The organism is Vreelandella subterranea (assembly GCF_900111305.1).
Classification (GTDB): Bacteria; Pseudomonadota; Gammaproteobacteria; order Pseudomonadales; family Halomonadaceae; genus Vreelandella; species Vreelandella subterranea.
In genome coordinates this window covers 344081-370437 of the sequence record NZ_FOGS01000001.1, presented here as the reverse complement: position 1 = coordinate 370437, position 26357 = coordinate 344081, and the positions used below count along the sequence as shown (strand labels likewise).

The following is a 26357-nucleotide window of genomic DNA, read 5'->3' as shown; positions in this document are numbered from 1 at the left end:
CAAAAAGAACTTTTTGTCTTTTATGTTCAGAACCTTGTCGAGGTGGGGAGTGTTCTTCTAACGTTCGTGGCGTACACAACAACATCAAACGCTGCAACACCTATACAACAACACCATATGTGGAGAACGTCATCATGCCCTCGCTTTCTATCAAACGCCTTAGCGTATTGGCTTTACCCTTTGCCGCTTTTAGCGCCATTGCCGGTCAGGTTCAGGCTCAGGAGTGGACCCCCGACGGGTCAGTGGAGTTCATTGCGCCGGCCAATCCCGGTGGTGGTTGGGATACCCTCGTACGCACCATGTCACGAGTGATTCAGCAAGAAGAGCTGGCCGACGAAAACTATGCCGCGATTAACGTTCCTGGCGGCGGCGGGGCTGTCGCCTGGGCGCAAATTGCCCGCGACGAGGGCAATCCGCAGAAGCTATTCGCGACCAGCCCACCGATGATTCTGGTACCCCTGGCCGGTGCATCGCGTTACGACCACACCGACTTTACCCCTGTGGCGCGTCTAATCACCGATTACTCCATCGTGCTCGTTGACGCTGATTCTGACTATCAAACGCTGGAAGATCTGCTCAACGCGATGGAAGAAGACCCCGGCCTGAGTGTGGGGGGTGGTAGCGCGCCAGGGTCAATGGACCACATCTCGATAGCCGGTCTGGCCTCGGCGGCTGGCCTTGATGCGGCTGCTGTCAACTACATCCCCTTCTCGGGTGGCGGCGATGCCATGACCAACCTGATGGGCGGTCACATTGAAGCGGTGATTACCGGCGCCGGTGAATCCGTGGGGCAACTGGGTGAAGGTAGTCAGCTACGCGCGCTTGGTGTCTCTTCTGAAGAGCGTTTAGGCGGTGAACTGGCCGAAATACCCACCTATAAGGAACAGGGTGTCGACTATACCTTTGATATCTGGCGTGGCGTCATGGGCACCCCCGACATGCCCGAAGAGGCGGTGAGCTACTACGAAAACCTCTTCGCAGAGATGCTCGAGACGGACGGCTGGCAGGAAGCGCGCGACCAGTTGGGCTGGCTCGACGCCTATCAGGACAGCGAAGCCTTTGGTGCCTTTTTGGATGACCAGCAGGCGCTGTTCAGCAACGTACTGAGTGAGTTGGGCCTGCTGGGCGAATAACCCCGTCATCTTCGTTTGATTTGTGCCGACCTGGGGTCATAGCGCCTCAGGTCGGCGCGCTATAACCGCGAGAAGCGTCCGCTTCTTCGGAGAGACCCCCATGACTCGACTGAATACCAACCAATGGCTGGCCGTTGTGTTGCTGGCTTTTTCGGTGCTATACCTCGGATTCGCCTGGCAAGTGCCGGCTTTCCCGTTGCCGCGCCCGGTGGATTCGGACCTTTTCCCCAAGGTGCTCGGTTTCATTCTGGCGTTTTTATCAGTGTTATTGTTCTTCGAAAAACCCGCCATTCAGGAAGCAAGTGACGAGCCAGAGGACGCGACCCAGCAAGGCCCTTTCTGGCTCTCTCCCTGGGGCCGAGTCGTCATTACGTCACTCGCCATCGCAGCCTACGCGCTGTTACTGGTGCCACTGGGTTTTGTGCTCGCCTCGACGCTGCTCTCGGTGGGGCTGACACTCTATTACGGCTATCGCCGCCATAGTATCAATCTCGCTGCGTCGTTAAGTGTCGTTCTGGGCCTGTATCTGCTCATGACGAAAGTGATGGACGTTTATCTGCCGACCGGTGTGCTGCCGTTTTAACCTGGCCGTTTTGAGTTGACTCGCGCGACGGGTCCTCGGGAGTAAATCCTATGGAAGCGTTTAATAATCTCATGTACGGCTTTGGCATAGCGCTTGAGCCGATCAATATAGCCTACGTCTTCGCCGGTGTGTTTGCGGGGACCATTATCGGAATGCTGCCAGGGTTGGGGCCGATCAGCGCCTTGGCCCTGATGATTCCGATTACGTTCTCAATGGAGCCTTCTTCGGGCCTGATACTGATGGCCGGAGTGTATTACGGGGCCATCTTTGGTGGCTCCACATCGTCGATCCTGCTGAATGCCCCCGGTGTCGCCGGTACGGTCGCCACGTCGTTCGACGGTTACCCCATGGCCAAGAAAGGCCTGGCCGGTAAAGCGCTGGCCATTGCGGCTTATTCGTCCTTTGTCGGCGGCACGGTATCGGTGATTTTCCTGATGCTTGTTGCGCCGCTTCTTTCCAAGGTGGCGGTTAGCTTTGGCCCGCCAGAATACTTTGCGCTTATGGTGCTGGGCCTCACTGCCGTGGTGTCGCTGTCAGATAAGTCGTTGGTAAAGGGGCTGATTGCCGCTGTCATCGGGGTGATGATCTCGATTGTCGGTATCGACTTGCAGACCGGTACCGAGCGCTTTACCTTCGGCTCCGCCCATCTGCTGGACGGCATTGATTTTCTCGTCGTGGCGCTGGGTATCTTTGCGCTGGCCGAGGTGTTCTACATGCTGTTACGCGGCGGTGGCGGTAAAGAAGCACCGCGTAATGCCATTGGCTCATTAAAGCTTTCGCGGCCAGAGATGAGGGAAATCGCAGGACCCGTGGGACGCAGTTCGGTGCTGGGCTTTTTCACCGGTGTGTTACCGGGTGCCGGGGCGACCATCGGCTCGTTTCTGGGCTATAGCATGGAAAAGCGTATTGCCAAAGATGGCGATACCTTTGGTCAGGGGAATATCAAGGGCGTGGCCGCCCCAGAGGCAGCCAACAATGCAGCCTGCACCGGCTCGTTTGTGCCGCTGCTCACGCTGGGTGTACCCGGGTCCGGTACCACGGCGGTATTGCTGGGTGCCTTGTTGGTGATGGGTATCAACCCAGGGCCAATGATGATTGAGCAGCGCCCGGACGTGTTCTGGGGCGTGGTGGCCAGCATGTACATCGGCAATATTTTCCTGCTGGTGCTCAATCTGCCGCTGATTCCATTGATTGCCAAAATTCTTGATTTGCCGCGTCCGCTGTTGCTGTCGATGATTCTTATCTTCTGCATGATCGGCGTTTACGGGCTGAGTTTCAGCGTGTTCGATTTGCTGCTGTTGCTTGGTTTTGGCTTGATTGGCCTTGGCATGCGGCTGTTCGGCTTCCCGGCAGCACCGCTGATTCTGGCACTGATCCTGGGCGACTTGATGGAGGAATCCATGCGCCGGGCCCTGCAGATTTCCGGCGGCGACTGGGGGATCTTCCTTGAAAAACCCATCTCACTGGCACTGTTGGCGGTGGCATTGTTTTCACTGAGCGCACCGGTGATTAAAAAGCGCCTCAAGCGAGAGGTGATTGATACTTAAACGTCTTCAATATCCCAATACCTGAATCACTGTGGCGTTTGTCGATTGCAACGCGCCCGTAGGTGATCAATAAGCGCTCTGGGCCGCCCAGGGCGCTTTTTTGCTGCTGCACTTCTATGGTGCGCTGAAGGGTGTTGGTGCATTTTGAGTGCGCGCTGGTGATTGGCTCTTGCGCTATTTTGGTGCTTTTAGTCGCTTTTGGGTTTTTTAGGCTTATCTTAAGTTGCTGATTGTGAATTTATAAATGGCTTATGTGCCAATCTGGCGCACCCCTTGCAGCGTGTTTATTGCTAGTGGACGTATACCAACCTTTGTTGCTTGGCATACGACGCCAATAAACGAGCCCCCAGCATAAGGGGTGCAAGGAGATTCAAGTGACCACTTTCCTACGCAAGACACACCCAAAGACGTCTCGAGTATTCTCAACGGCCCTGCTGACCGCTGCGATGATGGGGACCAGTGCCCATGCCATCGCACAAGACGAAGACCCGATCAAGGTCGGTATTCTGCACTCCCTCTCAGGCACCATGGCCATCAGCGAAACGGTTCTTAAAGACACCGTTGAGATGCTGATCGAGCAGCAGAACGAAGCGGGAGGCCTGCTTGGCCGTGATATTGAAGCGGTGGTGGTCGACCCCGCCTCTGACTGGCCGTTGTTTGCCGAGCGTGCCCGTGAGTTGCTCGAACAGGAAGAAGTCGACGTTATCTTCGGTAACTGGACCTCCGTATCGCGTAAATCAGTACTGCCGGTGGTCGAAGAGCTTAACGGGCTGCTGTTCTACCCGGTGCAATACGAAGGCGAGGAATCTTCCGAGAACGTCTTTTACACCGGTGCGGCACCGAATCAGCAGTCAATCCCTGCCGTCAACTACCTGCATGATCAGATCGGCGTCGAGCGCTGGGTGCTGGCGGGGACTGACTATGTCTTCCCGCGCACGACCAACCGCATCCTGGAAGCCTATCTGAAAGAAGAGTTTGGCGTGGCCGACGAAGATATCATGGTCAACTACACGCCCTTTGGTCACTCTGACTGGCAGAACATCGTCTCGGAAATCAGCCGTTTCGGCAGCGAAGGCAAGAAAACCGCCGTGGTGTCCACCATCAATGGCGATGCCAATGTGCCGTTCTACCGTGAGCTGGGTAACCAGGGCATCGACGCGGCGGATATTCCAGTGGTTGCCTTCTCGGTGGGTGCGGAGGCACTCACCGGTATCGATACGAGCCCGCTGGTGGGCCATCTGGCGGCCTGGAACTATTTCATGAGCGTGGATAGTGACGCCAACTACGACTTTATCGATGCCTGGCTTGCGCATACCGGCGAAGACGATGCAGTGACCAACGACCCGATGGAAGCCCACTACATCGGCTTCAACATGTGGGTAGAGGCTGTTCAGAAAGCCGGTACCACCGATGTGGACGCGGTGAAAGATGCCATCATCGGCGTGACCGTGCCCAACCTGTCGGGTGGTTCAGCGGCGATGATGCCCAACCACCACATCACCAAGCCGGTCATGATCGGGGAAATTCAGGACAACGGCCAGTTCGCCATTGTCTGGCAAACCCCGTCGACCGTGGCGGGTGATGCCTGGTCGGACTACCTGCCCGGTTCGCGTGATTTGATCAGTGACTGGCGCAAGCCAATGGAATGCGGCAACTACAACGTGGTGGAAAACCGCTGCATGGGTAGCAATGCTGAAGAACAAGCGGAAGAAGCGTTAGCCGAATAAGCCCATGTCAGGGGCGGTGAAAGCCGCCCCGTTATTTGAACCGTTCACCTTATTCATTTACCCAGGCGATGCTTCATTCGTGGCGACGCCTGGGGCACGCCACTCAAAGGACTTACCCCATGAGGATTCCTTGCTATTCGTGGACGCCACGCGTCATGCCAAGGATCGTCACCTGTCTGCTCATTAGCCTGCTGGCCTGGTTCCCCATGGCGGTTCAGGCGCAGGAAGACGACGGACAAGCCCTTCTGGAAGCGCTGGATACGCGCTCATTTGACGACAAATCAGATGCGATCACCGCCATTATCGAAAGCGAGCACGAGCGTGCCGATGTCTGGTTGCAGGCCCTGTTGGACAGTGACTTGCAACGTTTGAAAGACAGCGGTCGCTTTGTGATCGCGCTGGAAACCGCAGGCCTAGACGTCACCGTTGAAGATGCCATGACCGGCGAGGCCATCGGCGAAGTCAGCCGCCGCGATCTGGATCGGTTAACCATCAACAACGCGCTACGCAGCCAGTTGCGTTCGGCGATTTCGCTGGTTGAGTTGTATAACGGCGAGCAAGATGCGCGTTTGGACGCAGCGAGACGGCTGATTGGCAACGTTGAAGAAGAGCAGGTTGAACCGCTCACCAACCGGATGGCAGAAGAGCCATCGGCAGCGGTTCGTCATCGGTTGAATCAAGCACTGGCGGTTTATCGCCTTAATCAGGGCGATGTCGAGGCCGTGGAGGTATTGTCGGGCAGCTTGAACAGCAATGTCCGGGTGGCGTTGAACCGCGCTACCCAGTCGGAAGACCCGCTGGTGGTTGACGCTGCCACCACCGCGCTTGCCGATATCGAACAGAACCTCAAGATCAATCGGGCCGCCGAAACGCTCTACTTCGGCCTTTCCATGGGCTCGGTGCTGGTACTGGCGGCCATTGGCCTGGCGATCACCTTCGGCGTGATGGGCGTGATCAATATGGCCCATGGCGAGCTGATCATGCTCGGCGCCTATACCACCTGGGCCATGCAGCAACTGTTACCTGGCCAGCCGGGTCTTGCCCTGATACTGGCGATTCCGGCCGGGTTCATGGTGTCTGCCTTAGTGGGGGTGGCGATCGAGCGCGGCGTGATTCAGTTCCTGAAAGGCCGCCCGCTGGAGACGTTGCTGGCCACGTTCGGCATCAGCCTGATTCTTCAACAACTGGTGCGCACGGTTATTTCACCGCTCAACCGCACGGTGATTACCCCTGAGTGGATGAGCGGTTCACTGGTCGTCAACGATGCCCTGTCGCTAACCCTTAACCGGATGTATGTGCTGGGTTTTGCGCTGGTCGTATTCGCAGGCCTGATACTGATCATGCGCCACACACGGCTGGGGCTTGAGGTCCGCGCGGTCACCCAGAACCGCAACATGGCTCGCTCCATGGGCATTCGCGCCACACGCGTGGATATCATGACCTTTGCACTGGGCTCCGGCGTGGCCGGGCTTGCCGGTGTGGCACTCTCCCAGCTCACCAACGTTGGCCCCAACCTCGGCCAAAATTACATCATCGACTCCTTCATGGTGGTGGTGTTTGGCGGCGTCGGTAACTTGTGGGGCACGCTGGTGGCGGGCATGTCGCTGGGCATTATCAACCAGGTGCTGGAGCCCTGGGCGGGTGCGGTGCTGGCCAAGATTATCGTGCTGGTATTTATCATCCTGTTTATTCAAAAGCGCCCCCGCGGACTCTTTCCGCAGAAGGGCCGGGCGGCGGAGGGCTAATCGATTATGTGGCTAACACGACCCTTCAACGAACGCTCGACGCAGATCTTCCTGCTGATTCTGACGGTCGCGGTCATCGCCGTGACGGTGCTCCACCTGGCGGTGCCCGCCGGGCACCCGCTGTATGTGTCGGGGTATACCGTCGGGCTACTGGGCAAGTATCTTACCTACGCACTCTTGGCCGTTGCAGTGGACCTGGTATGGGGCTATCTGGGCATTTTGAGCCTCGGCCACGGCGCCTTTTTCGCCATTGGCGGCTACGCCATGGGCATGTATCTGATGCGTCAAATTGGTGACCGCGGCACCTACGGCGACCCCATCCTGCCCGACTTCATGGTATTTCTGAACTGGGACAGCCTGCCATGGTTCTGGTACGGCTTTGATATGGCCTGGTTTGCCTTTGCCATGGTGTTGATAGCACCGGGGCTGCTGGCGTTGGTGTTTGGCTGGCTGGCCTTTCGCTCGCGGGTGACCGGGGTATATCTGTCGATCATCACCCAGGCGATGACCTTCGCGCTGATGCTGGCGTTCTTCCGCAACGAGATGGGCTTTGGCGGCAACAACGGCCTGACCGACTTCCGCGAGTTGCTGGGCTTTGACCTGCGCAGCGGGGCCACCCGGCTCGGCTTGTTCATTGCCTCCGGCGTGGCGCTGGCGCTGGGCTATGTAGTATGCCGGTCGATTGTCGGCAGCAAACTCGGCCGGGTGTGCGTGGCAACCCGCGATGCCGAGGCGCGAACGCGTTTTCTGGGCTACCGGGTCGAGCGCTTTCAGCTGTTTGTGTTTGTGGTCTCCGCCATGCTGGCGGGGGTGGCCGGGGCGCTCTATGTACCCCAGGTGGGGATTATCAATCCCAGCGAGTTTGATCCGATTTTCTCCATCGAGATTGTCCTGTGGGTGGCGCTGGGGGGGCGCGCCTCGCTTTACGGCGCGGTGATCGGCGCGGTGTTGGTGAACTACGCCAAAACCGTGTTTACCGGGGTCATGCCCGATGCCTGGCTGTTTGCGCTGGGCGGCCTGTTCGTGTTCGTCACCGTGTTTTTGCCCCAGGGGGTCGCCGGATTGCTGGGCCATTTAAAACGGCGGCGAGACGATGAGCCATCAGACTCAGAGACGCCAGACAAGGAGGCAACGGCATGAGCTTTTTCCAAGCGCTCACCGAACGCGACCGGGTGTTCGACTTCATGACGCCCCAGGCCTCAACGGTCGACGTGCGCCACGGTCCGATTCTTTACATGGAAGACGTCACCGTCAGCTTCGATGGGTTCAAGGCCATCAATAAACTGAACCTGACTATCGACGATGGCGAACTGCGCTGCATTATCGGCCCCAACGGGGCGGGTAAGACCACCATGATGGACATCATTACCGGCAAGACGCGCCCCAATGAGGGCAGTGTATGGTTCGGCAGCCGTCATAACCTGTTGCACATGAACGAGCCCGAGATTGCCAGCCTGGGCATCGGGCGCAAGTTCCAGAAGCCCACGGTGTTCGAGGCGCTCTCGGTATTTGAAAACCTGGAGCTGGCGATGGCGGCGGACAAGCGGATCATACCAACCCTCACCGCCCGCCTGACCGGCGAGGTCAAGGACCGCATTGACGAAGTGCTTGAGACCATCGGCCTGACGGCGCTGCGCTATCAACCCGCGGGCATTCTCTCCCACGGCCAGAAGCAGTGGCTGGAAATCGGCATGCTGCTGATGCAGCGCCCGCGCCTATTGCTGGTGGATGAGCCGGTCGCGGGCATGACCGAACAGGAAATGGAGCGTACCGCCGAGCTGCTCACCGGCTTAGCCGGTAAGCAGTCCGTCGTCGTGGTCGAACACGATATGGGCTTTGTGCGCTCGATTGCCCGCCAGGTAACGGTACTGCACCAGGGCAGCGTGCTGGCGGAAGGCACCATGGACCAAGTCTCCAGCGACCCCAGCGTGGTCGAGGTCTATCTGGGCGCCGATGACGAGGAGGCCGCCTGATGCTAGCCATTGAAAAGCTCAATCAGTTCTACGGCGAAAGTCACACCCTCTGGGACCTGGACCTTGAAGTGCCCGCCGGGCAGTGCACCTGCGTGATGGGCCGTAACGGCGTGGGTAAAACCACGCTGCTGAAAGCCGTGATGGGCGAAGTCGCGGTAAAAAGCGGCGCCTTGCGCTACTCTAGCGGCGACGCGGGCGAGATCGAGCTGACCCAGAAAGCCGTTGAGGAACGCTCTCGGCTGGGCATCGGCTATGTGCCCCAGGGGCGCCAGATATTTCCGCTACTCACCGTGGAAGATAATCTGCGAACGGGCCTTGCCGCCCGCCAGGACGGGGTGAAAAAAATCCCCGAGCGGGTCTATGAGCTGTTCCCGGTGCTCAAGGAAATGAAAAACCGCCGCGGTGGCGATCTCTCCGGCGGCCAGCAGCAACAGCTGGCCATCGGCCGCGCCCTGGTCATCGAGCCCAAGCTGTTGATCCTTGACGAGCCCGGCGAGGGCATCCAGCCTAATATCGTCTCGCAGATCGGCCAGGTGATTCGCCAGTTGATCAACGAGGACGGCTTGACGGTGCTGCTGGTGGAGCAAAAACTACCCTTTGCACGTAAATACGCGGACCGCTTCGTGATCATGGACCGCGGCCGCCCGGTGGCAAATGGCGATATCGGCGAGCTTTCTGATGAACTTATCCAACAGCATTTGACGGTTTAGGTTATCCACACCCGGTTCAAAGCCTTGGATCGGGTTGGAAGGGCAGCGCCTCGGCCGCTGCGACGATTTGATCGAATAAGGGGTGTGCCGGGTTGAGCATGTAATTGAGCTCTCTCGGCACCACCACGCTCGGCACTGCCAGGGCCAGGCTCTGGCCGGACGCCAGCCAGCCATCACCCAGTTCGGCGGTCTCTGCGGGCGCGGGTGCTTCCCGCCAGTTTTCAGGTAAATCCTCGACGCCAACGCTGAGAATGCTCTCGGCGGGTAGCGTTAATCGCAGCAGCGCATACGCATTGAGCAGTCGATAGCTTTCAAGATGCACCATGATTTCCAGCAGTGCCAACGACTCTGAGCTTGCCACATACACACAGGCCTTGCCGGGGCTGTTCCAGCGCCCACCGTAAAGTCGTGCCCCCTCACCATCAAAGGCGATGTCTTGATATTTCCGTTTGACCAGCCGGTAGGCAAAAACCTCGCTCATGCAGTGACCCCGTGCTCCAGCCGACCAATCAGGTTCAACACCGTTTGGTACTCTGCTGATGTAGCGATCATTTCCACGGGGCGGCGCCCGCCTAGCCCGGCATTGGGTTTAAGTAGCCAGGCGCGGGCCCCCTCGGCGTCACCCTCGAACAGGTCCAGCGCCGCCTTGAAAAGCTCAGCAAAGCGATACAGCCGGTCGCTCTCCGCCATCTTGAAGCGCCCTGACTTGGCACGGCGACTCAGCGTGGCAGAGGGTATGTCGACGTAGCCTGCCAGTGCCTTCTGCTCGATACCCGATACCTTTGCCAACCGGGGATAAACTCGGTATTCCACGCCTTGATGCAGCAGCTCATGCAGTTTGCGACCCCTGGCAGGGAGCCCTAGCTGTTGCCAGAATCCGGAGGCCACTGCTTTTGGAGGCTGATATTGCGTAAAGTGGATATCCATGGCGAACTCCCATTTGATAAACTTAAGGACTATCAATTGATATACATGCTGCTTGGGCTCTCGTCAAGTAATGCACGTGATGAAGAAGGTGTGGGTTATCACGACTAGCCGCTTGTTAAAGGTGATATCCGCTACTTGACCCGTTTATCTGGCTGAGTCGTCGGTAATATGAATGCACTCTAGTGGTGCTTTTTAATCTCTAAATGCTCAATTTTGGTGCGATTTCCATCGAAATGTATCGCGTAGAAACGCTGTTAGGTGTTGCCAATGATGGCGCCTAGCGCTTTTCACCATTTTGGCGCATAAATTGCATTGGTTAGCTAAAGGCTTACTGTAAGGACGCGATAGCTACCTATGATTTTATGCGATATCGCCAAACCATCTATTGCCTCTGGCCACCGCTTCGATGATCAGCGCCACTGGGCGGCCTCGCTGGCGTTGCGTTTTGCCTATCGCGACAGTGCCACCCGCATGGTGCAGGCGCGCCACTCGGGGCCATTACGGGTGCAGCGGCCGTTTTACCCGGAAGGCCGCGGTGAGACCTGCCACGTTTACCTGCTGCACCCGCCGGGTGGGCTGGTGAGCGGTGATGCGCTGACTATTCAGGCTCGTGTGGAAAGCGGCGCCCAGGCGCTGCTGACGACGCCTGCCGCCAACAAGCTCTATAAAGCCGACAGCCAGGGCGTTTCATGGACCCAGCATACCCAGTTGCATGTTGAAGACGGCGGAACCCTTGAGTGGCTGCCCCAGGAAACCATTGCCTTTGACGGCTCGCGGGGTGAACAACGCACCTCGATTGATTTGCACGGCAGTGCTCGCTGCCTGGGCTGGGAAGTCATGGCGCTGGGCCGCCCGGCGAGCGAGCTACCCTATGTTTCCGGGCGTATCGAGCAGCACTTTCGTTTGACCCTGGACGGCAAGCCGCTATGGCTGGAGCGTCAGCCTCTCGACCCTTTGCACCCGCGTTTTATCGGGCGCTGGGGCCAGGGCGGCGCGACCGTTCAGGCTACACTCTGGGCAGTGGGCATAGCCGATGCACCTGCGGCTATTGAAGCCCTGCGCGAAGCGCTGCCTGACAACCCCCGCTGGGCCGTCACTGTGCGTCATGGCGTAGTGTTACTGCGCTACCTGGGCAACTCACGCAATGAAGCCTGGGCGCTGTGCGAGCAGGCCTGGCATTTGCTGCGCCCTCTTTGGATCGAGCGTGAAGCGCATACACCGCGAATTTGGCTAACCTAATAACTCGCTAACGGAGACGCCCCATGGAATTAACCCCGAGAGACAAAGACAAGCTGCTGCTGTTTTCTGCCGCCCAGCTTGCCGAGCGCCGCAAAGCGCGCGGTTTGAAGCTCAACTACCCCGAAGCGGTCGCGCTGATCAGCTTTGAAATCATGGAAGGCGCCCGTGATGGTCGCAGCGTGGCGGACCTGATGAGCTACGGCCGCGAGATATTAAGCCGCGACGACGTGATGGAAGGTGTGGCCGAGATGGTCGATGAGGTACAGGTGGAAGCCACCTTCCCCGACGGCACCAAGCTGGTCACTGTTCACACCCCCATTAATTAGGAGGTCGCCATGATTCCCGGCGAGTATCAGTTAAAAGACGGCGATATCGCGCTGTGCGAGGGGCGTGAGCGTATCAGCGTCGAGGTGGCCAATACCGGTGACCGGCCGATTCAGGTGGGGTCGCACTATCATTTTGCCGAGGCCAACCCGGCGCTGGTGTTTGACCGTGACAAGGCGCGGGGCTACCGCCTGGACGTCGCGGCGGGCACGGCGATTCGCTTCGAGCCCGGCCAGACCCGCGAAGTTACCTTGATTCCGTATGTCGGCAAGCGGGAAATTTACGGCTTCCGCAGCGATGTGATGGGTGCGCTTGATGGAGGTAAGCAATGAAACCGGATAACAAGATCAGTCGGCAGGCCTACGCCGATATGTACGGCCCCACGGTGGGTGACCGCGTGCGCCTGGGCGACACCGAGCTATGGATCGAGGTCGAAAAAGACGCCACCCACTACGGCGATGAAGTGAAATTCGGCGGCGGCAAGGTTATCCGCGACGGTATGGGGCAAAGCCAGCGCGCCGACGACACCGTGATGGATACGGTCATCACCAATGCGCTGATCTTGGACTGGTGGGGCATCGTCAAGGCCGACGTGGGCATTCAAAACGGCCGTATTGCCGCGATTGGCAAAGCCGGTAACCCGGATACCCAGCCCGACGTTGAGATCGTGATTGGCCCCGGCACCGAAATCATCTCCGGCGAAGGCAAGATTCTGACCGCGGGCGGCATCGACTCTCACATTCACTTTATCTGCCCACAACAGGTGGAAGAGGCGCTGATGAGCGGCGTCACCACCATGCTTGGCGGCGGCACCGGCCCGGCGACGGGCTCCAACGCCACCACCTGCACTCCTGGCCCCTGGCACATTGGCAAGATGCTGCAAGCCGTAGACGATATGCCCATGAACATCGGCTTTCTGGGCAAAGGGAACGCCAGCCTGCCCGAGTCTCTGGAGCTCCAGCTCCAAGCGGGCGCCATGGGGCTTAAGCTGCACGAAGATTGGGGCACCACGCCTGCCTCGATCAATAACTGCCTTAATGTGGCGGATGCCTACGATGTGCAGGTGGCCATCCACACCGACACCCTGAACGAGTCGGGCTTTGTGGAAGACACCCTGGGGGCCTTCAAAGAACGCTGCATTCACACCTACCACACCGAGGGGGCAGGCGGCGGTCACGCGCCGGATATCCTCACCGCCTGCGCCAAGCCCTATGTGCTGCCGTCGTCCACCAACCCGACGCGCCCCTATACGGTCAACACCATCGACGAACACCTGGATATGCTGATGGTGTGCCACCACCTGGACCCCAATATTCCCGAAGACGTGGCCTTCGCCGACTCACGCATTCGCCGGGAAACCATCGCCGCCGAGGATATTCTGCACGACCTGGGCGTGATCTCGATGATCGCCTCGGACTCCCAGGCCATGGGGCGGGTCGGTGAAGTGGTCTGCCGCACCTGGCAAACGGCCCACAAGATGAAGGTGCAGCGCGGCCTGCTGCCGGAAGACGAGGCCCTGGGCGCCGATAATTTCCGGGCTAAGCGCTATATCGCCAAATACACCATTAACCCGGCGATCACCCACGGTATCGCCCACGAAGTCGGCTCCATCGAAGTCGGAAAAATGGCGGATCTGGTGCTTTGGAAACCGGCGTTTTTCGGTACCAAACCGGCGATGATCATCAAGGGTGGCATGATTGCGGCGGCCCCCATGGGCGACCCCAATGCGTCGATTCCCACGCCACAGCCGGTGCATTACCGTTACATGTTTGGTGCCCTGGGCCGCGCGGCCAGCCAGACCCGGCTCAGCTTTGTCAGCCAGGCGGCGTTGGATGCGGGGATTAAAGAGACGCTGGGGCTGAACAGCGAGCTAGCGGCGTGTAAAAACGTGCGCCAGGTGCGCAAGCAGGATATGAAGCTGAATGATGCCTGCCCCGATTTGACCGTCGACCCGCAAACCTATGAAGTGCGCTGCGACGGTGAAATTTTGACCTGCGAACCCGCCACCGAGCTGCCGCTGGCCCAGCGGTATCACTTGTTTTGATTGAGGCTATTCCATTTAGGTAGAGGTGACGGGGGTAGGTCGTAGAGAGGGTCTTTTGCCATGGATGGCAAAAGTAGCGTACAGGGAGGTATTCACAGCGCCCTCTCGTAGACCTACCCCCGGCACATCTGCATAGACAGCGAAGGACGCTAGTCATGCTAAAACTGATAGAACGCTTAGGGCCGATAGACGAGAGCGCAGCGAGTGACACGCTGACGCTGCCCTTTGAACTGCGCATACGCGGACGCTTGAAAGCCAAAAGCGACAGCGGTCGTGAGCTGGGGCTGTTTCTGGATCGCGGCCCGGTGTTGCGCAGCGGCGAAGGCCTGAAAGCCGAAAGCGGCGAAGTCGTACGCGTCTGCGCCGCTATAGAACCGGTGGTGACCGCGCGAGTAAGTGCTGGCTTACCGCTGGCAAGGCTGGCCTACCACCTGGGCAATCGCCACGTGCAGCTGGCGCTGGGTGAAGATGACAAGGGCGGTTGGGTACGTTTCCCGCCGGACCACGTGCTGGAAGAGCTCGCCGAGCTGCTCGGCGCTGAGCTTGAGCACCACGACGCCACCTTCGACCCTGAGCCGGGTGCTTATAACCAAGTGGGTGGTGGACACGCTCATGGCCACGCACACGGTCATGCCCATTCTCACGATCATGATCATTCTCACGGCCATGAGCATCACCATGCCCACTGATGTCACCGCGCAAAACAGCCAAAACGATGAGTTGGCACTGCTGGGGCTGATGCAACTGGTCAGCCCGTCGCTGCCCATCGGGGCCTTTGCCTTCTCGCAAGGCCTGGAAAGCGCCTTCGAGCTTGATTGGGTGCGCGACGAAGCAAGCCTCGCCGAATGGTTAAGCGGCGTATTGGAAGACGGCTTAACCCGTTGCGAGCTACCGGTGCTGGCGCGGCTGCACCAGGCCATTGGCAAAGGTGATAGCGATGGGATTGCCCAGTGGGATGCGTGGCTGGCGGCGACACGGGAAACCGCCGAGCTAGCCGCTGAAGACAGCCGATTGGGCGCCTCCCTCAAGCGCTTGTTGAAGAGCCTGGACTTGATGCCAAGTGAAGACTCACTAGCGGCCTTGTTACCGGCTCAGGCAGGCTATGTAACGCTGTTTGCTTACACGGCCCATGCCCGTGGCGTGTCCGTTCGCCAAACGCTGCTGGGCTTTGCCTGGGCGTGGCTGGAAAACCAGCTGGCCGTCGCCTGCAAAGCCCTGCCGCTGGGCCACACCGCTGCCCAGCGGGTGAACGAGCAACTGCGCCCGGCACTTGTCACTGCCGTTGATCAGGCGCTTTCGCTTGATGACGATGAGCTTGGCCCGGTGCTGCCCGGTCTGGCCCTGGCCAGTGCGTTGCACGAAACCCAGTATTCGCGCCTGTTCAGAAGTTAAATAGATGTAAGGTTAATAAGGAGAGAACGATGACTCACTGTTTACGCGTTGGCGTGGGTGGTCCGGTTGGCTCGGGCAAAACCGCGCTGTTGAAGCAACTCTGCCTGGCGCTGCGCGACCACTACGATATCGCCGTGGTGACCAACGATATCTACACCCGCGAAGACGCCGACTTTCTGCTCAAGCACGATGCGCTGCCGGCGGATCGTATTCTGGGCGTGGAAACCGGCGGCTGCCCGCACACGGCGATCCGCGAAGATGCCTCCATGAATCTGGCGGCCATCGATGAGCTGCAGGAACGCCACCCCAAGCTGGAGTTGGTGATGGTGGAATCCGGCGGCGATAACCTGTCGGCGACCTTCAGCCCCGAGCTTTCGGATCTCACGCTCTACGTGATCGACGTGTCCGCTGGGGACAAGATTCCGCGTAAAGGTGGCCCAGGCATCACCAAATCCGACCTGCTGATTATCAACAAGATCGACATCGCCGAGCAGGTGCATGCCTCGTTGGAGGTGATGGAGCGCGACTCCAAAAAAATGCGCGGTGAGCGGCCCTTTGTTTTCACCAATCTGTACGATGGGGTTGGGCTCGAAGAAATCATCCGCTTCATTCTCGATAAAGGGATGCTGGATGAGCGGCGCACGGCCATCGCGGGCTAACCTGGGGCGGGCATAATAAAAAAGTCGCCCCGACCAGGCGGTTGAAGGGTCGAGGCGACTGAACAAAGGTGGGTGGCATCAAGCCTTAAAACGGGCCATCCCTGGCCACCACACCTTCACTGTGGACTCCATGGCTTGCCATCACCTTAACGCATGTTATGAACCCCCTGATTTCGTGCTGGATGAGCCAAAAACCATAGAACGGTCCTGAAAAATTAAAGTTTAAATAACGTTTGTCGATAAAAAGCGAATAATAATTTTAATACTTCATAACTCACAAACGTTGGAATTTGCTCACAATGACAACCTCTACATCACCCGCTCGCCGGGCCTTTGGTTTGCAAACCAAAGTCCTGATGCTTGTCTTGCTCCCCTTGTTCCTGGTCACGGTCGCGCTGGTCGGGTTTAAAGCCTACAGCACAACCCAGGACGCCCGCGAAACGCTGGCGGAACAGCGTGAACAATTGATTGAAGAACGCCGCAGAGCGGTGCGCGACATTGTGCAAATGGCGAGAACGGCCATCGAACCGATTTACGAAGACGCCGGTGTCAACGATGAGGAAGCCAAGCAGCAGGTCGCCGAAATTGTGCGGTCCATGCGTTTCGAAGATAACAACTACATATTCATCTACGATTATGATGGTAACAATATCGTGACGGCCCCCGCGCCGGAGCGCGAAGGGACCAACATGATCGACGCACAAACGCCCGATGGCACCTATCTTATTCGCGAGATCATCGACGTTGCCCAGAGTGGCGGCGGGTTCTACAGCTACGTATGGGAATATCCAGGTACCGACGAGTTTCAACCCAAGCACTCTTACGTTGACCGCCTTGAAAAATGGGACTGGTTGATCGGCGCAGGCGTTTACGTGACCGATGTTGATGAAACGATGGCCGAAATGGAGGCCGAGACGGCTGCCGGTATACGTCAGGGCATCATCTTTGTCGCGCTGCTGGGGCTGGTGCTGTTTATGGTGGTGGCGCTGGTGGCGTATGTGTTTGTGCGGCGTACCGTCGGGCCGATCAAGCGCACCTCCGCCGCCATGCACGATATTGCCCAGGGGCGGGGTGACCTGACCCGCCGCCTCGCGGTGGAAAGCAACGACGAGATCGGCGAATTATCCGTGCAGTTCAACGCCTTTGTCGAGCGCATGCAGGATACGCTGCGCGACGTTCGCCACAGCACCTCCAGCGTCTACGATGCCGCCGGGGAGATATCCCGCAGCAGCGAAGAACTGTCGACGCGGACCGAGCAGGCGGCGGCCAACCTGCAGGAAACCTCCTCCTCCATGGAAGAGATTACGTCGACGGTCAATCATAGCGCCGACAACGCCCAGCAGGCCAATAAGCTGGTGCAGTCCACTGCGGAAGTTGCCCACAAGGGCGAGCAGTCCATGGAGCAGGTCGAGCGCACCATGCAGGATATCAATGAGTCGGCCAGCCGTATCAGCGATATCATTACCATGATCGATTCCATTGCCTTCCAGACCAACATCCTGGCGCTCAACGCTTCGGTGGAAGCGGCTCGAGCGGGCGAGCACGGCCGTGGCTTTGCCGTGGTGGCCGAGGAAGTTCGCACCCTGGCGAGCCGGTCCAGCGATGCGTCCAAGGAAATCCGCACGCTCATCGATGCCTCGGTGCAGCACACCCATTCCGGTGCAGAGCTGGTGCGTGATGCGGGCGCTACCATGCGCGAAATCGTCGAGAGCGTAGCCAAGGTGACTGATGTGATCGGCGAGATCACCGCGGGTGCCAAAGAGCAGAGCAGCGGTATCAGCCAGATCAATACCGCCGTGGCCGAAATGGATACCATGACCCAGCAGAACGCGACCATGGTGCAGCAGTCGACCACTGCCGCCGCGGATATGCGTCGCCATGCCGAGCACCTGAGCGAGCTGATCAATTCCTTTGTGCTGGGAGAGGGTGGTGAGCCTACGCAACGCCGCCAGGCGCTGCCTGCCAAGGCGTCAGCGCCCGCCAATGCGTCGCTGAAACGTCCCGCGCCGTCACCCAAGTCGACGTCGACCTCAGGCGGCGACGATTGGGAAGAGTTCTAAGCGCCCGGCGCGGCTTTTGATGGAGATGAACGGGGCTTGCCAATCGGCAAGCCCCGTTTGCTAGAAGGCTTCAAGCCTGTGCGGCTGCGTCGGCATTGCGTGCCCGCAAATGATTAATGACCCCACCTTGCGCAATCAACGTTTTCTGGCGGTCCGTCAGCCCATGGTGCAGGGTCATTGTCCCCTTGCCGGGGATCTCGGCGATCAGGTCATCGCCTTTGGCGAGTTGGTTGTAAAGATCCTTGATCACAATAGTGTCTCCCTGACTCAAGCGCTCGCTATCTTCGGGGTGGCAAAACGTGAGCGGTAAGGCACCAAAACAAATCAGGTTCTGCCAGTGAATGCGGGCAAAACTCTTGGCAACCACCACCTGCAAGCCCAGGTAGCGGGGCACCAGGGCGGCATTCTCGCGACTTGACCCTTGGCCGTAGTTAACACCGCCGACAATGGCATGACCGCCTTGAGTACGGGTTGTGTCAGCGCGCGTCGCATAGGTGTCATCGACCGCTTCAAACGTGAAAGGGGCCGACGCATAGATACTGCTCCAGTAAGGCAGTACCCGCTGCCCGGCAGGCATGATGTCATCGGTTGAAATGTTGTCGCCGACGACCAGCAGCACGGGCACTTCCAGCGTATCGGGGAGGGGGCTTAACGCCGGTAACGCCGGTGTATTGTCCGTTTTTTGCAGGGGCTTGAGGCGGGCTTCTTCAACAGGCAGCGGCGCGTTAAACAGCGCGCGGTTAATGACAATCTTGTCCGGCTCGCTAATACGCGGATACGCCATGGAAAGCGTTCGTGGGTCGGTAATGACCCCGGCCAGTGCCGAGGCCGCCGCCGTTTCCGGGCTGCATAGAAAAACGCTGTCTTCGCGAGTGCCCGAGCGCCCCGGAAAATTACGCGGCACCGTACGCAGGCTGTTGAGCCCCACGGCGGGGGCCTGGCCCATGCCGATACAGCCGTTGCAACCTGCCTGATGAAGCCGCGCACCGCTGGCAACGAGATCAGCCAGATAACCCTGCTGAATCAGCGTGGTGAGCACCTGGCGGGAAGACGGGTTGATGTCCAGGGAGACGCCGTCGGCCACCTGGCGGTCGCGGACGATTTCCGCCACCACGGCAAAATCGCGATAGCCCGGATTGCCTGAAGAGCCAATATAGGCCTGATGGAGGGGCTGGCCTGCCGCTTCGCGAACGGTGACGACCTTATCCGGGCTGGAAGGCAGCGCGATCATGGGTTCGAGGGTCGCGAGGTCCAGATGATCGTTGAGTTCATAGCGACAGCCGGGCTCCGCGGCCAGTGGCTGCCAGTCACTCTCCCGTCCCCTAGCCGCCAGAAAACGACGGGTTTCTTCGTCACTGGGGAAGACCGTGGCCGTCGCGCCCATTTCGGTGCCCATGTTGGCCAATACATGGCGGTCCATGGCGGAAAGGTGGGCAAGCCCGGGGCCGTAATATTCGATCATCGTGTTCTTGCCACCGGCAACGCCGTGTCGGCGTAACAGTTCGAGAACGATGTCCTTGGCGGACACCCAGTCGGGGAGTTGGCCTTCAAGCTTAATGCCCCAGATCCTGGGCATGGTGATATACAGCGGCTCCCCCGCCATGGCCATGGCGACTTCAATACCGCCTGCGCCAATGGCCAGCATACCCAGCGCCCCTGCCGCCGTGGTATGGCTGTCGCAGCCGACGATCGACTGACCGGGCACGCCGAAGTTTTCCATATGCACCGGGTGGCTGATGCCATTGCCGGGGCCCGAGTACCACACGCCGAAACGCTCGCAGGCACTTTTTAGAAACAGATAGGTTTCCGCGTTCAGGTTGTCCGCTTGCACCAGGCCGTGGTCGATATACTGCACGCTGGGCTGGGTGTGGACGCGGTCCAGGCCCATGGCTTCGAGTTCCAGCATCACCAGTGTGCCCAGCACGTCCTGAAGCAGTGCCTGGTTGATCTCCAGAGCGATTTCACTGCCCGGGATCATCTCGCCGCTGACGAGATGGCGCTGGATTAACTGCTGGGAAAGGTTCAAGGGTAGGGCGGATGGCGCGGGATGAGTCATTGTTATTCACCGTCGGTGGGGGTTGCGTTACGCCTGGGCAGGCAGAGGATGGCGACGATCGGCGCTGCCTGCCTTGCCTACCTGCCCTGGCGTGTCGTGGCCGATCAAGTCGGGGAGGGTGGCAGAGGCCTCAAGCAGCGCGGGCAGGTTGACGCCCGTGTTCACTCCCATCTGCTCAAACATGTGTACCAGGTCTTCCGTGCACACATTGCCCGTTGCGCCGGGGGCAAAGGGACAGCCGCCCAGCCCTCCCAGCGAGGCATCGAAGCGGGTAATGCCGACCTGCCAGGCGGCCAGCGCGTTGGCAAGGCCCATGCCCCGGGTATTATGAAAATGTAGCGTAAACGGTACGCCAGGGAAGCGTTTCAGTACCTGAGCACACAGCGCGCTCACCTGAGCCGGATTGGCAACACCGGTGGTATCGCAGAGCGTGACACCCTCTACGCCCAGCGCCAGCTGTTGTTCGATGAGGTCGAGTACCCGCGCTTCAGGCACATTGCCTTCAAACGGGCAACCAAAGGCCGTCGACAGCGAGGCGTTGATAAACACGCCGCTGCCCCTGACGGTATTAATGATGTTGGCAAACTGCTGGAGTGACACTTCGGGCGTCATGCGCAGGTTGGCCCGGCCGTGGGCGTCGCTTGCCGACATCACCAGGTTGATCTCGTCGACACCGCAGGCAAGTGCACGCTCAGCACCTTTCAGGTTAGGTACCAGCACGGTTATGTCGACGCCTTGACGACGTTGAATGGCGCTGACGACCTCGGCGGCATCACGCAGGTTGGGAATCGCCTTGGGCGACACGAAGGAGGTGGCCTCGATGCGCGCAATGCCGGTGGCGGTCAGGGCATCAATCAACGCCACCTTCTGGTCGGTGGGTATAAAACGCGATTCGCTCTGAAAGCCATCCCGAGGAGCGACTTCGTTGATTTGTAGCGTCTCCATCGTGCCCTCTCAAGGTTAGATAATGCCTGCATGGCGCAGTTTTTCACGGGTTTCGGTATCGATGCCCAACTCGTCAAGCACTTCATCGGTATGGGCACCCAGCGGCGGGCCACCTTGCCCAAGCCTACCGGGCGTGGCGCTCAATTTGGGCAGGACGCCCGGCACCTTGAGCGAACGACCGTCGGCACGCGTCACGGTCTGAATCATTTCGCGGGCCAGGTAGTGCGGGTCGTTGGCAATATCCGCAGCGGTGTAGGGGTAGCCTGCCGGCACGCGCGCCTCCTCCAGGAGGCGCAGTATCTCGTCGCGCTCCCGGGTCTGGGTCCAGGCCTCGATAGCGGCATCGATTGCCTGGGCATGCTGGGAACGGCCATCGTTATGCGCCATGGCAGGGTTCTGCGCGAGGTCGTCGCGGCCAATGACCTGCATCAGGCGCTTGAAAATGCTGTCGCCGTTGCCTGCGATAAGCACATAGTCACCCTGCTGCGTACGGTATGCATTCGAGGGCGTGATGCCCGGCAGTGCGCTACCACTGGGTTCGCGGACATGACCGGTCGCATCGTATTCGGGCAGCAGGCTTTCCATCATGGCAAAGACGGACTCGTAGAGCGCGACGTCAATTTCCTGCCCCAGGCCGCTGCGCTGTCGTTCCTGAAGAGCAAGTAACGTGCCTATCACGGCGTATAGCGCGGATAGCGAATCACCGATGCTGACGCCGACTCTTACCGAGGGTTCATCCGGCTGGCCGGTCAGGTAACGCAGCCCGCCCATCGCCTCACCGATAACCCCGAACCCTGGCTTGTTACGGTAAGGGCCGGTCTGGCCGAAGCCGGAAACGCGCACCATGATCAACCCGGGGTTATGCGCGGCCAGTGCTTCATAGCCAAGCTCCCAGCCCTCTAGCGTGCCGGGGCGAAAGTTTTCAACGATGACATCCGCCTCTACCGCCAGGCGGCGCACCATTTCCTGGCCTTCTTCAGTACGCAGGTCGAGCGTTACCGAGCGCTTGGTACGGCTTTGCACATGCCACCAGAGCGAGGTGCCTTCTTCGAGAATCCGCCATTTACGAAGGGGGTCGCCGGTGCCGGGGGGCTCGATCTTGATCACGTCAGCGCCAAATTCGCCGAGAAGTTTGGTGGCAAACGGGCCTGCAATCAGTTGGCCAAGCTCTACGACTTTCAGTCCATCGAGGGGAAGCTGGCGCGTGGTCATAATAAGAGCTCCTGATAACCCTGTTGATGCCGTTATTGTCAGTTTGTTTTCCACCTAGCATCGGCGAGCTGGCGTGTGAGAACAATTAAGCAATCAGGAACTAGGTGTTCGTCATGGACGAAGCCTAAGATGGCGAGGTACGTTCTTTTACCCCAATAGCAGGGCGGTCAGCGCGATGCTGCGATTTGATTTTGTTACCTTGAAACTGTTTGTTGCCATTGCCGATGAGGGGCGGCTCACCGCCGCCGCTGAGCGTGAACACCTTGCCGTGGCAGCGGTCAGCAAGCGCGTCAGCGACCTGGAGGCGCTGGTGGGCACCGAACTCTTGTATCGCCGCCCCCGGGGAGTTGAACTTACCCCGGCAGGCCGGGCGTTTTTACACCATGCCCGACGCATTCTCGAAGACGTGGCGCGAATGCAGGCCGAGCTGAGCGAATACGGCGAAGGGGTGCGCGGTCATGTGCGCATCCATTCCAACACCTCGGCGATCATCGCCTTTCTTCCCCAGGATTTAAGCGCCTTTGCCCTGACCTACCCGCAGATCAAGATCGACCTGCAGGAACGTACCAGCAGTGAAGCGATTACCGCCGTGCGCGATGGTGTGGCCGATATCGGCATTTTTGCCAGCCATGTGGCGGCGGATGAGCTGGAGGTAAAGCCCTACCGGCGCGATCAGCTGGTCCTGGTGACGCCGCAGGATCATCCGCTGGCTGTTCATCAGCAGCTGCATTTGCATCAGGCCGCTGAATACGACTTTGTAGGCTTGCAACAGGACACGTCGCTACAATCGCTCCTGCATGAGCAGGCCAGCCAGGCGGGAAGAACCCTGCGCATGCGAATTCAGGTACGCAGCTTTGATGCGATTTGCCGCATGATTCACTACGGCATGGGCGTTGGTGTATTGCCCCAGCAGACGCTGTATCGCGATTTGAAAGATTTAAAGTTATGCATGATCCCCTTGGCCGACGAGTGGGCCAAGCGCGAGCTAGTGGTGGGAATGCGTCATTACGCTACTCTGCCGCTGGTGGCCCGCCACCTGGTCGATCACCTGTTAGCGCCTCATACCCCCGAACAGCCTCTGTAGCTTAAAACCGACCATGTTAAACGCATCGGCAAAGCGATAACGTGCATGAACATCACAACCCAGGAGAAGGGCATGACCGAGAGCATTGCAAGCGAGGTGAGAGCCCTCACCTTTGATGTCTTTGGCACGGTGGTGGACTGGCGCAGTAGTGTCATTCGGGAAGGCCAGCAGTTGGGTGACGCCAAGGGCCTCAACATCGACTGGGCACGCTTTGCTGACGAGTGGCGCGGAGGCTATGCACCGGCGATGGATCGCGTGCGCCAGGGTGAACTGCCATGGACTCGGCTGGACGAGTTGCATCGGATGACGCTGGACCGGTTGCTCGATGACCATGGCCTGGCCGACTGTCTGGATGAAACCGAAAAAGACCATTTGAACCGGGTCTGGCACCGCTTGACGCCCTGGCCTGACAGCGCTGAGGGGCTTTCAAAGCTAAAACAGCGCTATGTGTTGGCCACGCTATCCAACGGCAATGTCTCACTGCTGGTGAACATGGCGCGCCATGCTGGCCTGCCCTGGGACTGCGTGCTGTCATCGGAGCTCGCCGGGCACTACAAGCGTGACCCGGAGGTGTATCAGATGGCAATGCGACTGCTCGACCTCAAACCATCGCAGGTGATGATGGTGGCGGCGCATCAGGATGACCTCCAGGCCGCCTATCGGCAGGGCATGCGCACCGCCTTTATCAAGCGTCCCCTGGAGCACGGGCCAGACGCCACACCTGATTTATCCATTGATCCCCGCTTCGATTTCGTCGCCGAGGACATCACCGACCTGGCGCGACAGCTGCTATGAAACTCGACCCGACATCACTCAGACTGTTTGTGCGCGTGGCTGAAACGGGCACCATCAGCGGCGCGGCCGATGCTTCGTTCATGGCGACTTCGGCCGTCAGCAAGCGGCTTAGCGAGCTGGAAGCCTACTTCAACACGCCACTGCTCAAGCGCAACAATCGAGGTATCGTGCTGACGCCCGCCGGGAGTGCTCTGCTGAATCTATCCCGTGGCGTACTGCATAATCTGGAAGACCTCGATCTGCAGATGCGCGACTATTCCAGTGGTCAACGCGGCATGGTGCGGGTGTTCGCCAATATGTCAGCGATCACGCAATACCTGCCCAACGAAATGCGCGTTTTTTTCGAGCAGCACCCGGATATTGGCGTGCAGTTGGAAGAGAAAGTAAGCCCCATCATTACCCGCGAGGTCATGAACAACAACGCGGATATCGGGGTTTGCGCCCAACTGTTGCATGGCTACGACCTCATCGAGTTTCCCTACCACGTTGATGACCTTGTGCTGGTGGTCCCCAAGCAGCATCCGCTTGCCGAGCGGGAGCAGATCGATTTTCGCGAGTGCCTGGACTATCCCCATGTGGGACTGCATACCGCGAGTGCCATCAATCTGGAGATTATGCGCGCCGCCAGCATGGTCAATAAGACACTGCGTATCCGTATTCAGGTGACCAGCTACGACGCGCTATGCCTGATGGTCCAGGAAGGCCTGGGGATCGGCGTGTTGCCCCGCGGTGCCATTCGTCAGTACGTCGATGGCCTCAACGTCAAGGTGCTGGCGATCCGGGACAGCTGGGCACGGCGTCGGCTGAGTATCTATGTGAAAGATTTGGACAAGCTCTCCATGGCCGCCCGGGTGTTGGTCGACCATTTGGTGAATGCCGCGGCGGTGCGTTGATTGGCGGGCTCTCCAAGTCAGCTGTTGTGCACTTTCCTCGTCCAGCTTTCGCGTTTGGAGAAGGCAGGTTCATCAATCACCAATATACAGCTACCCACCTTTAGCGCTATCACTCTAGCAACCATCAAGCGATGTTCCCCTGCTTGGTGAGTTTTCGGGAGGGGCGCGACCTTGGCCTCCCACAGCAAACAACAGCACAACATGCTTCCCGACGCTGAGAGGAAATAACAATGACTGCAATAAAACTACGCCACCTACTGCCCGCTTCCCTGTTGGTCGCTGGTGCGCTTACGACAGGCACTGTTCAGGCACAGACCGCGCTTAACATGGGCGCTGTGCCCACCGGTACCGGCTGGTTCTTTGGTATCTCGGAAGGCGCGCGCGTGATAAGCGCCAATTCAGATTACGAAATTACCGTACGTGAAACGGGCGGCACTCGTGAAAACGCCATACGACTGAATAACGGCGAGCTTGACCTGGCGTTCACCGAAGCCCTGGTGGGGTATGAGCTCTATAACGGCGTGGGCCGTTTCGAGGACACGCCCAACCCGGATGTGCGGCTCGTTTACTGGATTGCGCCGTCCACCATGCACTGGGCAGTTCGCCAGGATAGCGATATCGAAACCTTTGAAGACCTGAACGGCGAACGCTTCAACCCCAGCAGCATTGGTGGGGGCGGTGAGTACATTACCGAGCAGGTGTTTGGCATCCTCAATATCGAGCCGGACTTCCAGCGCATGCGGGTAAACGATGCGGCGGAAGGCGTTACCGATGGTCGCCTGGTGGGCTTTAGCTACAACGGTGTGCCGCCGATCCCGCTGTTTACCGAGGTGCATTCCTCACGCCCGCTACAGTTGCTGTCGCTGACGGACGAACAGGTGGAGACCGTGATTGAAGAGTTGCCCTTTCTCTCGCCTGCCATTGTACCGGCGGATACCTATACCGGGATGAGCGAAGCCCAGTCACTGGGGATCTACATGGGCGTGGCGGCAAGCACCGAGCTTGACGCCGATACGGTGTATGAACTGACCAAGGCGTACTGGGAAAACCACGACGAAGTGGCTGCTTCTTTCAAGCCAGCGGCAAGCGTTGAGCCACAGACCGTGGTGGATACCGCCACCTTCCCGCTGCATGCCGGTGCGCTGCGCTATTATCAGGAGTTGGGTCTGGACATTCCGGAAGACATCATTCCGCCTGAAGCTCAGTAAGCACACTCTTGAGCCCCCGCCGGTATCCCGGTGGGGGCGTTAGCTATCAGCCTGACGCGTTGCTCGACCGTCTTTGGTCGGGCGGCGCGGGAGTTCCCCCC

The 26357-nt window shown here is 59.1% G+C and carries 25 protein-coding genes; 20 read left to right on the top strand and 5 right to left on the bottom strand.

Annotated elements, in window-relative coordinates:
- The first annotated feature begins 134 nt into the window (after nt 1–134).
- The 8 genes from BMX75_RS01655 to urtE all read left to right on the top strand — a co-directional run bounded on the left by BMX75_RS01655 (nt 135) and on the right by urtE (nt 9418).
- Nucleotides 135–1133, top strand: coding sequence for a Bug family tripartite tricarboxylate transporter substrate binding protein (locus tag BMX75_RS01655; protein WP_092824663.1), 999 nt, complete (start codon nt 135–137; stop codon nt 1131–1133).
- A gap of 100 nt (nt 1134–1233) precedes the next feature.
- On the top strand, nt 1234–1716 hold the full coding sequence (locus tag BMX75_RS01650) for a tripartite tricarboxylate transporter TctB family protein (protein ID WP_092824661.1): 483 nt from the start codon (nt 1234–1236) through the stop codon (nt 1714–1716).
- 50 nt (nt 1717–1766) lie between these two features.
- Entirely contained in the window at nt 1767–3263 is a 1497-nt protein-coding gene (locus BMX75_RS01645; RefSeq protein WP_092824659.1) for a tripartite tricarboxylate transporter permease, read from the top strand.
- 374 nt (nt 3264–3637) lie between these two features.
- Entirely contained in the window at nt 3638–4990 is a 1353-nt protein-coding gene (gene urtA, locus BMX75_RS01640; protein WP_092824656.1) for an urea ABC transporter substrate-binding protein, read from the top strand.
- A 155-nt stretch (nt 4991–5145) separates the two neighbouring features.
- On the top strand, nt 5146–6735 hold the full coding sequence (gene urtB / locus BMX75_RS01635) for an urea ABC transporter permease subunit UrtB (protein WP_092824654.1): 1590 nt from the start codon (nt 5146–5148) through the stop codon (nt 6733–6735).
- A gap of 6 nt (nt 6736–6741) precedes the next feature.
- Nucleotides 6742–7875 (top strand): urea ABC transporter permease subunit UrtC, encoded by a 1134-nt coding sequence (urtC, locus tag BMX75_RS01630; RefSeq protein WP_092824652.1) that lies wholly within the window; start codon nt 6742–6744, stop codon nt 7873–7875.
- A complete protein-coding gene (gene urtD / locus BMX75_RS01625) occupies nt 7872–8708 on the top strand; it encodes an urea ABC transporter ATP-binding protein UrtD (protein WP_092824650.1) in 837 nt (278 codons plus the stop codon). The genes urtC and urtD overlap by 4 nt, the downstream gene beginning before the upstream one ends.
- Nucleotides 8708–9418 carry an urea ABC transporter ATP-binding subunit UrtE gene (gene urtE / locus BMX75_RS01620; RefSeq protein WP_092824648.1) on the top strand — a complete coding sequence of 237 codons (711 nt, stop codon included), beginning with the start codon at nt 8708–8710 and terminating at the stop codon, nt 9416–9418. Before urtD ends, urtE begins: the two co-directional genes overlap by 1 nt.
- A 16-nt stretch (nt 9419–9434) precedes the next feature.
- Here urtE and BMX75_RS01615 read toward each other — a convergent pair whose 3' ends face one another.
- On the bottom strand, nt 9435–9899 hold the full coding sequence (locus BMX75_RS01615; RefSeq protein WP_092824646.1) for an RES family NAD+ phosphorylase: 465 nt from the start codon (nt 9897–9899) through the stop codon (nt 9435–9437).
- Nucleotides 9896–10345 (bottom strand): type II RES/Xre toxin-antitoxin system antitoxin, encoded by a 450-nt coding sequence (gene parS / locus BMX75_RS01610; protein WP_092824644.1) that lies wholly within the window; start codon nt 10343–10345, stop codon nt 9896–9898. Before parS ends, BMX75_RS01615 begins: the two co-directional genes overlap by 4 nt.
- A gap of 354 nt (nt 10346–10699) precedes the next feature.
- Between parS and BMX75_RS01605 the strand changes: the two genes are divergently transcribed.
- From BMX75_RS01605 to BMX75_RS01570, 8 genes are all read left to right on the top strand, one after another.
- Entirely contained in the window at nt 10700–11584 is an 885-nt protein-coding gene (locus BMX75_RS01605) for an urease accessory protein UreD (RefSeq protein WP_092824642.1), read from the top strand.
- A 23-nt stretch (nt 11585–11607) separates the two neighbouring features.
- The gene (ureA, locus tag BMX75_RS01600) at nt 11608–11910 is read left to right on the top strand and encodes an urease subunit gamma (RefSeq protein WP_066320888.1); all 303 of its coding nucleotides are present in this window, start codon (nt 11608–11610) and stop codon (nt 11908–11910) included.
- A gap of 9 nt (nt 11911–11919) precedes the next feature.
- Nucleotides 11920–12240, top strand: coding sequence for an urease subunit beta (locus BMX75_RS01595; protein WP_092824640.1), 321 nt, complete (start codon nt 11920–11922; stop codon nt 12238–12240).
- Nucleotides 12237–13952 (top strand): urease subunit alpha, encoded by a 1716-nt coding sequence (gene ureC, locus BMX75_RS01590; RefSeq protein ID WP_092824638.1) that lies wholly within the window; start codon nt 12237–12239, stop codon nt 13950–13952. The genes BMX75_RS01595 and ureC overlap by 4 nt, the downstream gene beginning before the upstream one ends.
- Nucleotides 13953–14107: 155 nt before the next feature.
- Complete coding sequence (ureE, locus tag BMX75_RS01585) at nt 14108–14641, top strand: urease accessory protein UreE (protein ID WP_092824636.1); 534 nt, start codon at nt 14108–14110, stop codon at nt 14639–14641.
- Complete coding sequence (locus tag BMX75_RS01580; protein WP_092824634.1) at nt 14631–15344, top strand: urease accessory protein UreF; 714 nt, start codon at nt 14631–14633, stop codon at nt 15342–15344. The genes ureE and BMX75_RS01580 overlap by 11 nt, the downstream gene beginning before the upstream one ends.
- A 29-nt stretch (nt 15345–15373) precedes the next feature.
- Nucleotides 15374–16003, top strand: a complete 630-nt coding sequence (gene ureG, locus BMX75_RS01575; protein ID WP_066320893.1) for an urease accessory protein UreG — start codon at nt 15374–15376, stop codon at nt 16001–16003.
- A 299-nt stretch (nt 16004–16302) separates the two neighbouring features.
- Nucleotides 16303–18063, top strand: coding sequence for a methyl-accepting chemotaxis protein (locus tag BMX75_RS01570; protein WP_092824632.1), 1761 nt, complete (start codon nt 16303–16305; stop codon nt 18061–18063).
- 70 nt (nt 18064–18133) lie between these two features.
- Here BMX75_RS01570 and BMX75_RS01565 read toward each other — a convergent pair whose 3' ends face one another.
- Genes BMX75_RS01565 through BMX75_RS01555 form a run of 3 tightly spaced genes read right to left on the bottom strand, consistent with a single transcriptional unit; the run spans nt 18134 to nt 22276 of the window.
- Nucleotides 18134–20119 (bottom strand): aconitate hydratase, encoded by a 1986-nt coding sequence (locus BMX75_RS01565; RefSeq protein WP_092824630.1) that lies wholly within the window; start codon nt 20117–20119, stop codon nt 18134–18136.
- 27 nt (nt 20120–20146) lie between these two features.
- A complete protein-coding gene (locus BMX75_RS01560) occupies nt 20147–21064 on the bottom strand; it encodes a hydroxymethylglutaryl-CoA lyase (protein ID WP_092824628.1) in 918 nt (305 codons plus the stop codon).
- A 15-nt stretch (nt 21065–21079) separates the two neighbouring features.
- A complete protein-coding gene (locus BMX75_RS01555) occupies nt 21080–22276 on the bottom strand; it encodes a CaiB/BaiF CoA transferase family protein (protein WP_092824626.1) in 1197 nt (398 codons plus the stop codon).
- 175 nt (nt 22277–22451) lie between these two features.
- Here BMX75_RS01555 and BMX75_RS01550 point away from each other — a divergent pair, with 175 nt between their 5' ends.
- The 4 genes from BMX75_RS01550 (at nt 22452) to BMX75_RS01535 (ending at nt 26256) form a co-directional block, all read left to right on the top strand.
- Nucleotides 22452–23360, top strand: a complete 909-nt coding sequence (locus BMX75_RS01550) for a LysR family transcriptional regulator (RefSeq protein WP_085919398.1) — start codon at nt 22452–22454, stop codon at nt 23358–23360.
- A gap of 72 nt (nt 23361–23432) precedes the next feature.
- Nucleotides 23433–24155: a haloacid dehalogenase type II gene (locus tag BMX75_RS01545; protein ID WP_092824624.1), complete on the top strand. Its 723-nt coding sequence runs from the start codon at nt 23433–23435 to the stop codon at nt 24153–24155.
- Nucleotides 24152–25048: a LysR family transcriptional regulator gene (locus tag BMX75_RS01540; protein WP_085919396.1), complete on the top strand. Its 897-nt coding sequence runs from the start codon at nt 24152–24154 to the stop codon at nt 25046–25048. Before BMX75_RS01545 ends, BMX75_RS01540 begins: the two co-directional genes overlap by 4 nt.
- Before the next feature lie 230 nt (nt 25049–25278).
- Nucleotides 25279–26256 (top strand): TAXI family TRAP transporter solute-binding subunit, encoded by a 978-nt coding sequence (locus BMX75_RS01535; RefSeq protein WP_085919395.1) that lies wholly within the window; start codon nt 25279–25281, stop codon nt 26254–26256.
- The last annotated feature ends 101 nt before the right edge of the window (nt 26257–26357 follow it).

Coding starts and splice junctions, on each gene's coding strand:
- BMX75_RS01655 (WP_092824663.1), top strand. CDS start 135: ATGCCCTCGCTTTCTATCAAACGCCTTAGCGTATTGGCTTTACCCTTT.
- BMX75_RS01650 (WP_092824661.1), top strand. CDS start 1,234: ATGACTCGACTGAATACCAACCAATGGCTGGCCGTTGTGTTGCTGGCT.
- BMX75_RS01645 (WP_092824659.1), top strand. CDS start 1,767: ATGGAAGCGTTTAATAATCTCATGTACGGCTTTGGCATAGCGCTTGAG.
- urtB (WP_092824654.1), top strand. CDS start 5,146: ATGCCAAGGATCGTCACCTGTCTGCTCATTAGCCTGCTGGCCTGGTTC.
- urtC (WP_092824652.1), top strand. CDS start 6,742: ATGTGGCTAACACGACCCTTCAACGAACGCTCGACGCAGATCTTCCTG.
- urtD (WP_092824650.1), top strand. CDS start 7,872: ATGAGCTTTTTCCAAGCGCTCACCGAACGCGACCGGGTGTTCGACTTC.
- urtE (WP_092824648.1), top strand. CDS start 8,708: ATGCTAGCCATTGAAAAGCTCAATCAGTTCTACGGCGAAAGTCACACC.
- BMX75_RS01615 (WP_092824646.1), bottom strand. CDS start 9,899: ATGAGCGAGGTTTTTGCCTACCGGCTGGTCAAACGGAAATATCAAGAC.
- parS (WP_092824644.1), bottom strand. CDS start 10,345: ATGGATATCCACTTTACGCAATATCAGCCTCCAAAAGCAGTGGCCTCC.
- BMX75_RS01605 (WP_092824642.1), top strand. CDS start 10,700: ATGATTTTATGCGATATCGCCAAACCATCTATTGCCTCTGGCCACCGC.
- ureA (WP_066320888.1), top strand. CDS start 11,608: ATGGAATTAACCCCGAGAGACAAAGACAAGCTGCTGCTGTTTTCTGCC.
- BMX75_RS01595 (WP_092824640.1), top strand. CDS start 11,920: ATGATTCCCGGCGAGTATCAGTTAAAAGACGGCGATATCGCGCTGTGC.
- ureC (WP_092824638.1), top strand. CDS start 12,237: ATGAAACCGGATAACAAGATCAGTCGGCAGGCCTACGCCGATATGTAC.
- ureE (WP_092824636.1), top strand. CDS start 14,108: ATGCTAAAACTGATAGAACGCTTAGGGCCGATAGACGAGAGCGCAGCG.
- BMX75_RS01580 (WP_092824634.1), top strand. CDS start 14,631: ATGCCCACTGATGTCACCGCGCAAAACAGCCAAAACGATGAGTTGGCA.
- ureG (WP_066320893.1), top strand. CDS start 15,374: ATGACTCACTGTTTACGCGTTGGCGTGGGTGGTCCGGTTGGCTCGGGC.
- BMX75_RS01570 (WP_092824632.1), top strand. CDS start 16,303: ATGACAACCTCTACATCACCCGCTCGCCGGGCCTTTGGTTTGCAAACC.
- BMX75_RS01565 (WP_092824630.1), bottom strand. CDS start 20,119: ATGACTCATCCCGCGCCATCCGCCCTACCCTTGAACCTTTCCCAGCAG.
- BMX75_RS01560 (WP_092824628.1), bottom strand. CDS start 21,064: ATGGAGACGCTACAAATCAACGAAGTCGCTCCTCGGGATGGCTTTCAG.
- BMX75_RS01555 (WP_092824626.1), bottom strand. CDS start 22,276: ATGACCACGCGCCAGCTTCCCCTCGATGGACTGAAAGTCGTAGAGCTT.
- BMX75_RS01550 (WP_085919398.1), top strand. CDS start 22,452: ATGCTGCGATTTGATTTTGTTACCTTGAAACTGTTTGTTGCCATTGCC.
- BMX75_RS01545 (WP_092824624.1), top strand. CDS start 23,433: ATGACCGAGAGCATTGCAAGCGAGGTGAGAGCCCTCACCTTTGATGTC.
- BMX75_RS01540 (WP_085919396.1), top strand. CDS start 24,152: ATGAAACTCGACCCGACATCACTCAGACTGTTTGTGCGCGTGGCTGAA.
- BMX75_RS01535 (WP_085919395.1), top strand. CDS start 25,279: ATGACTGCAATAAAACTACGCCACCTACTGCCCGCTTCCCTGTTGGTC.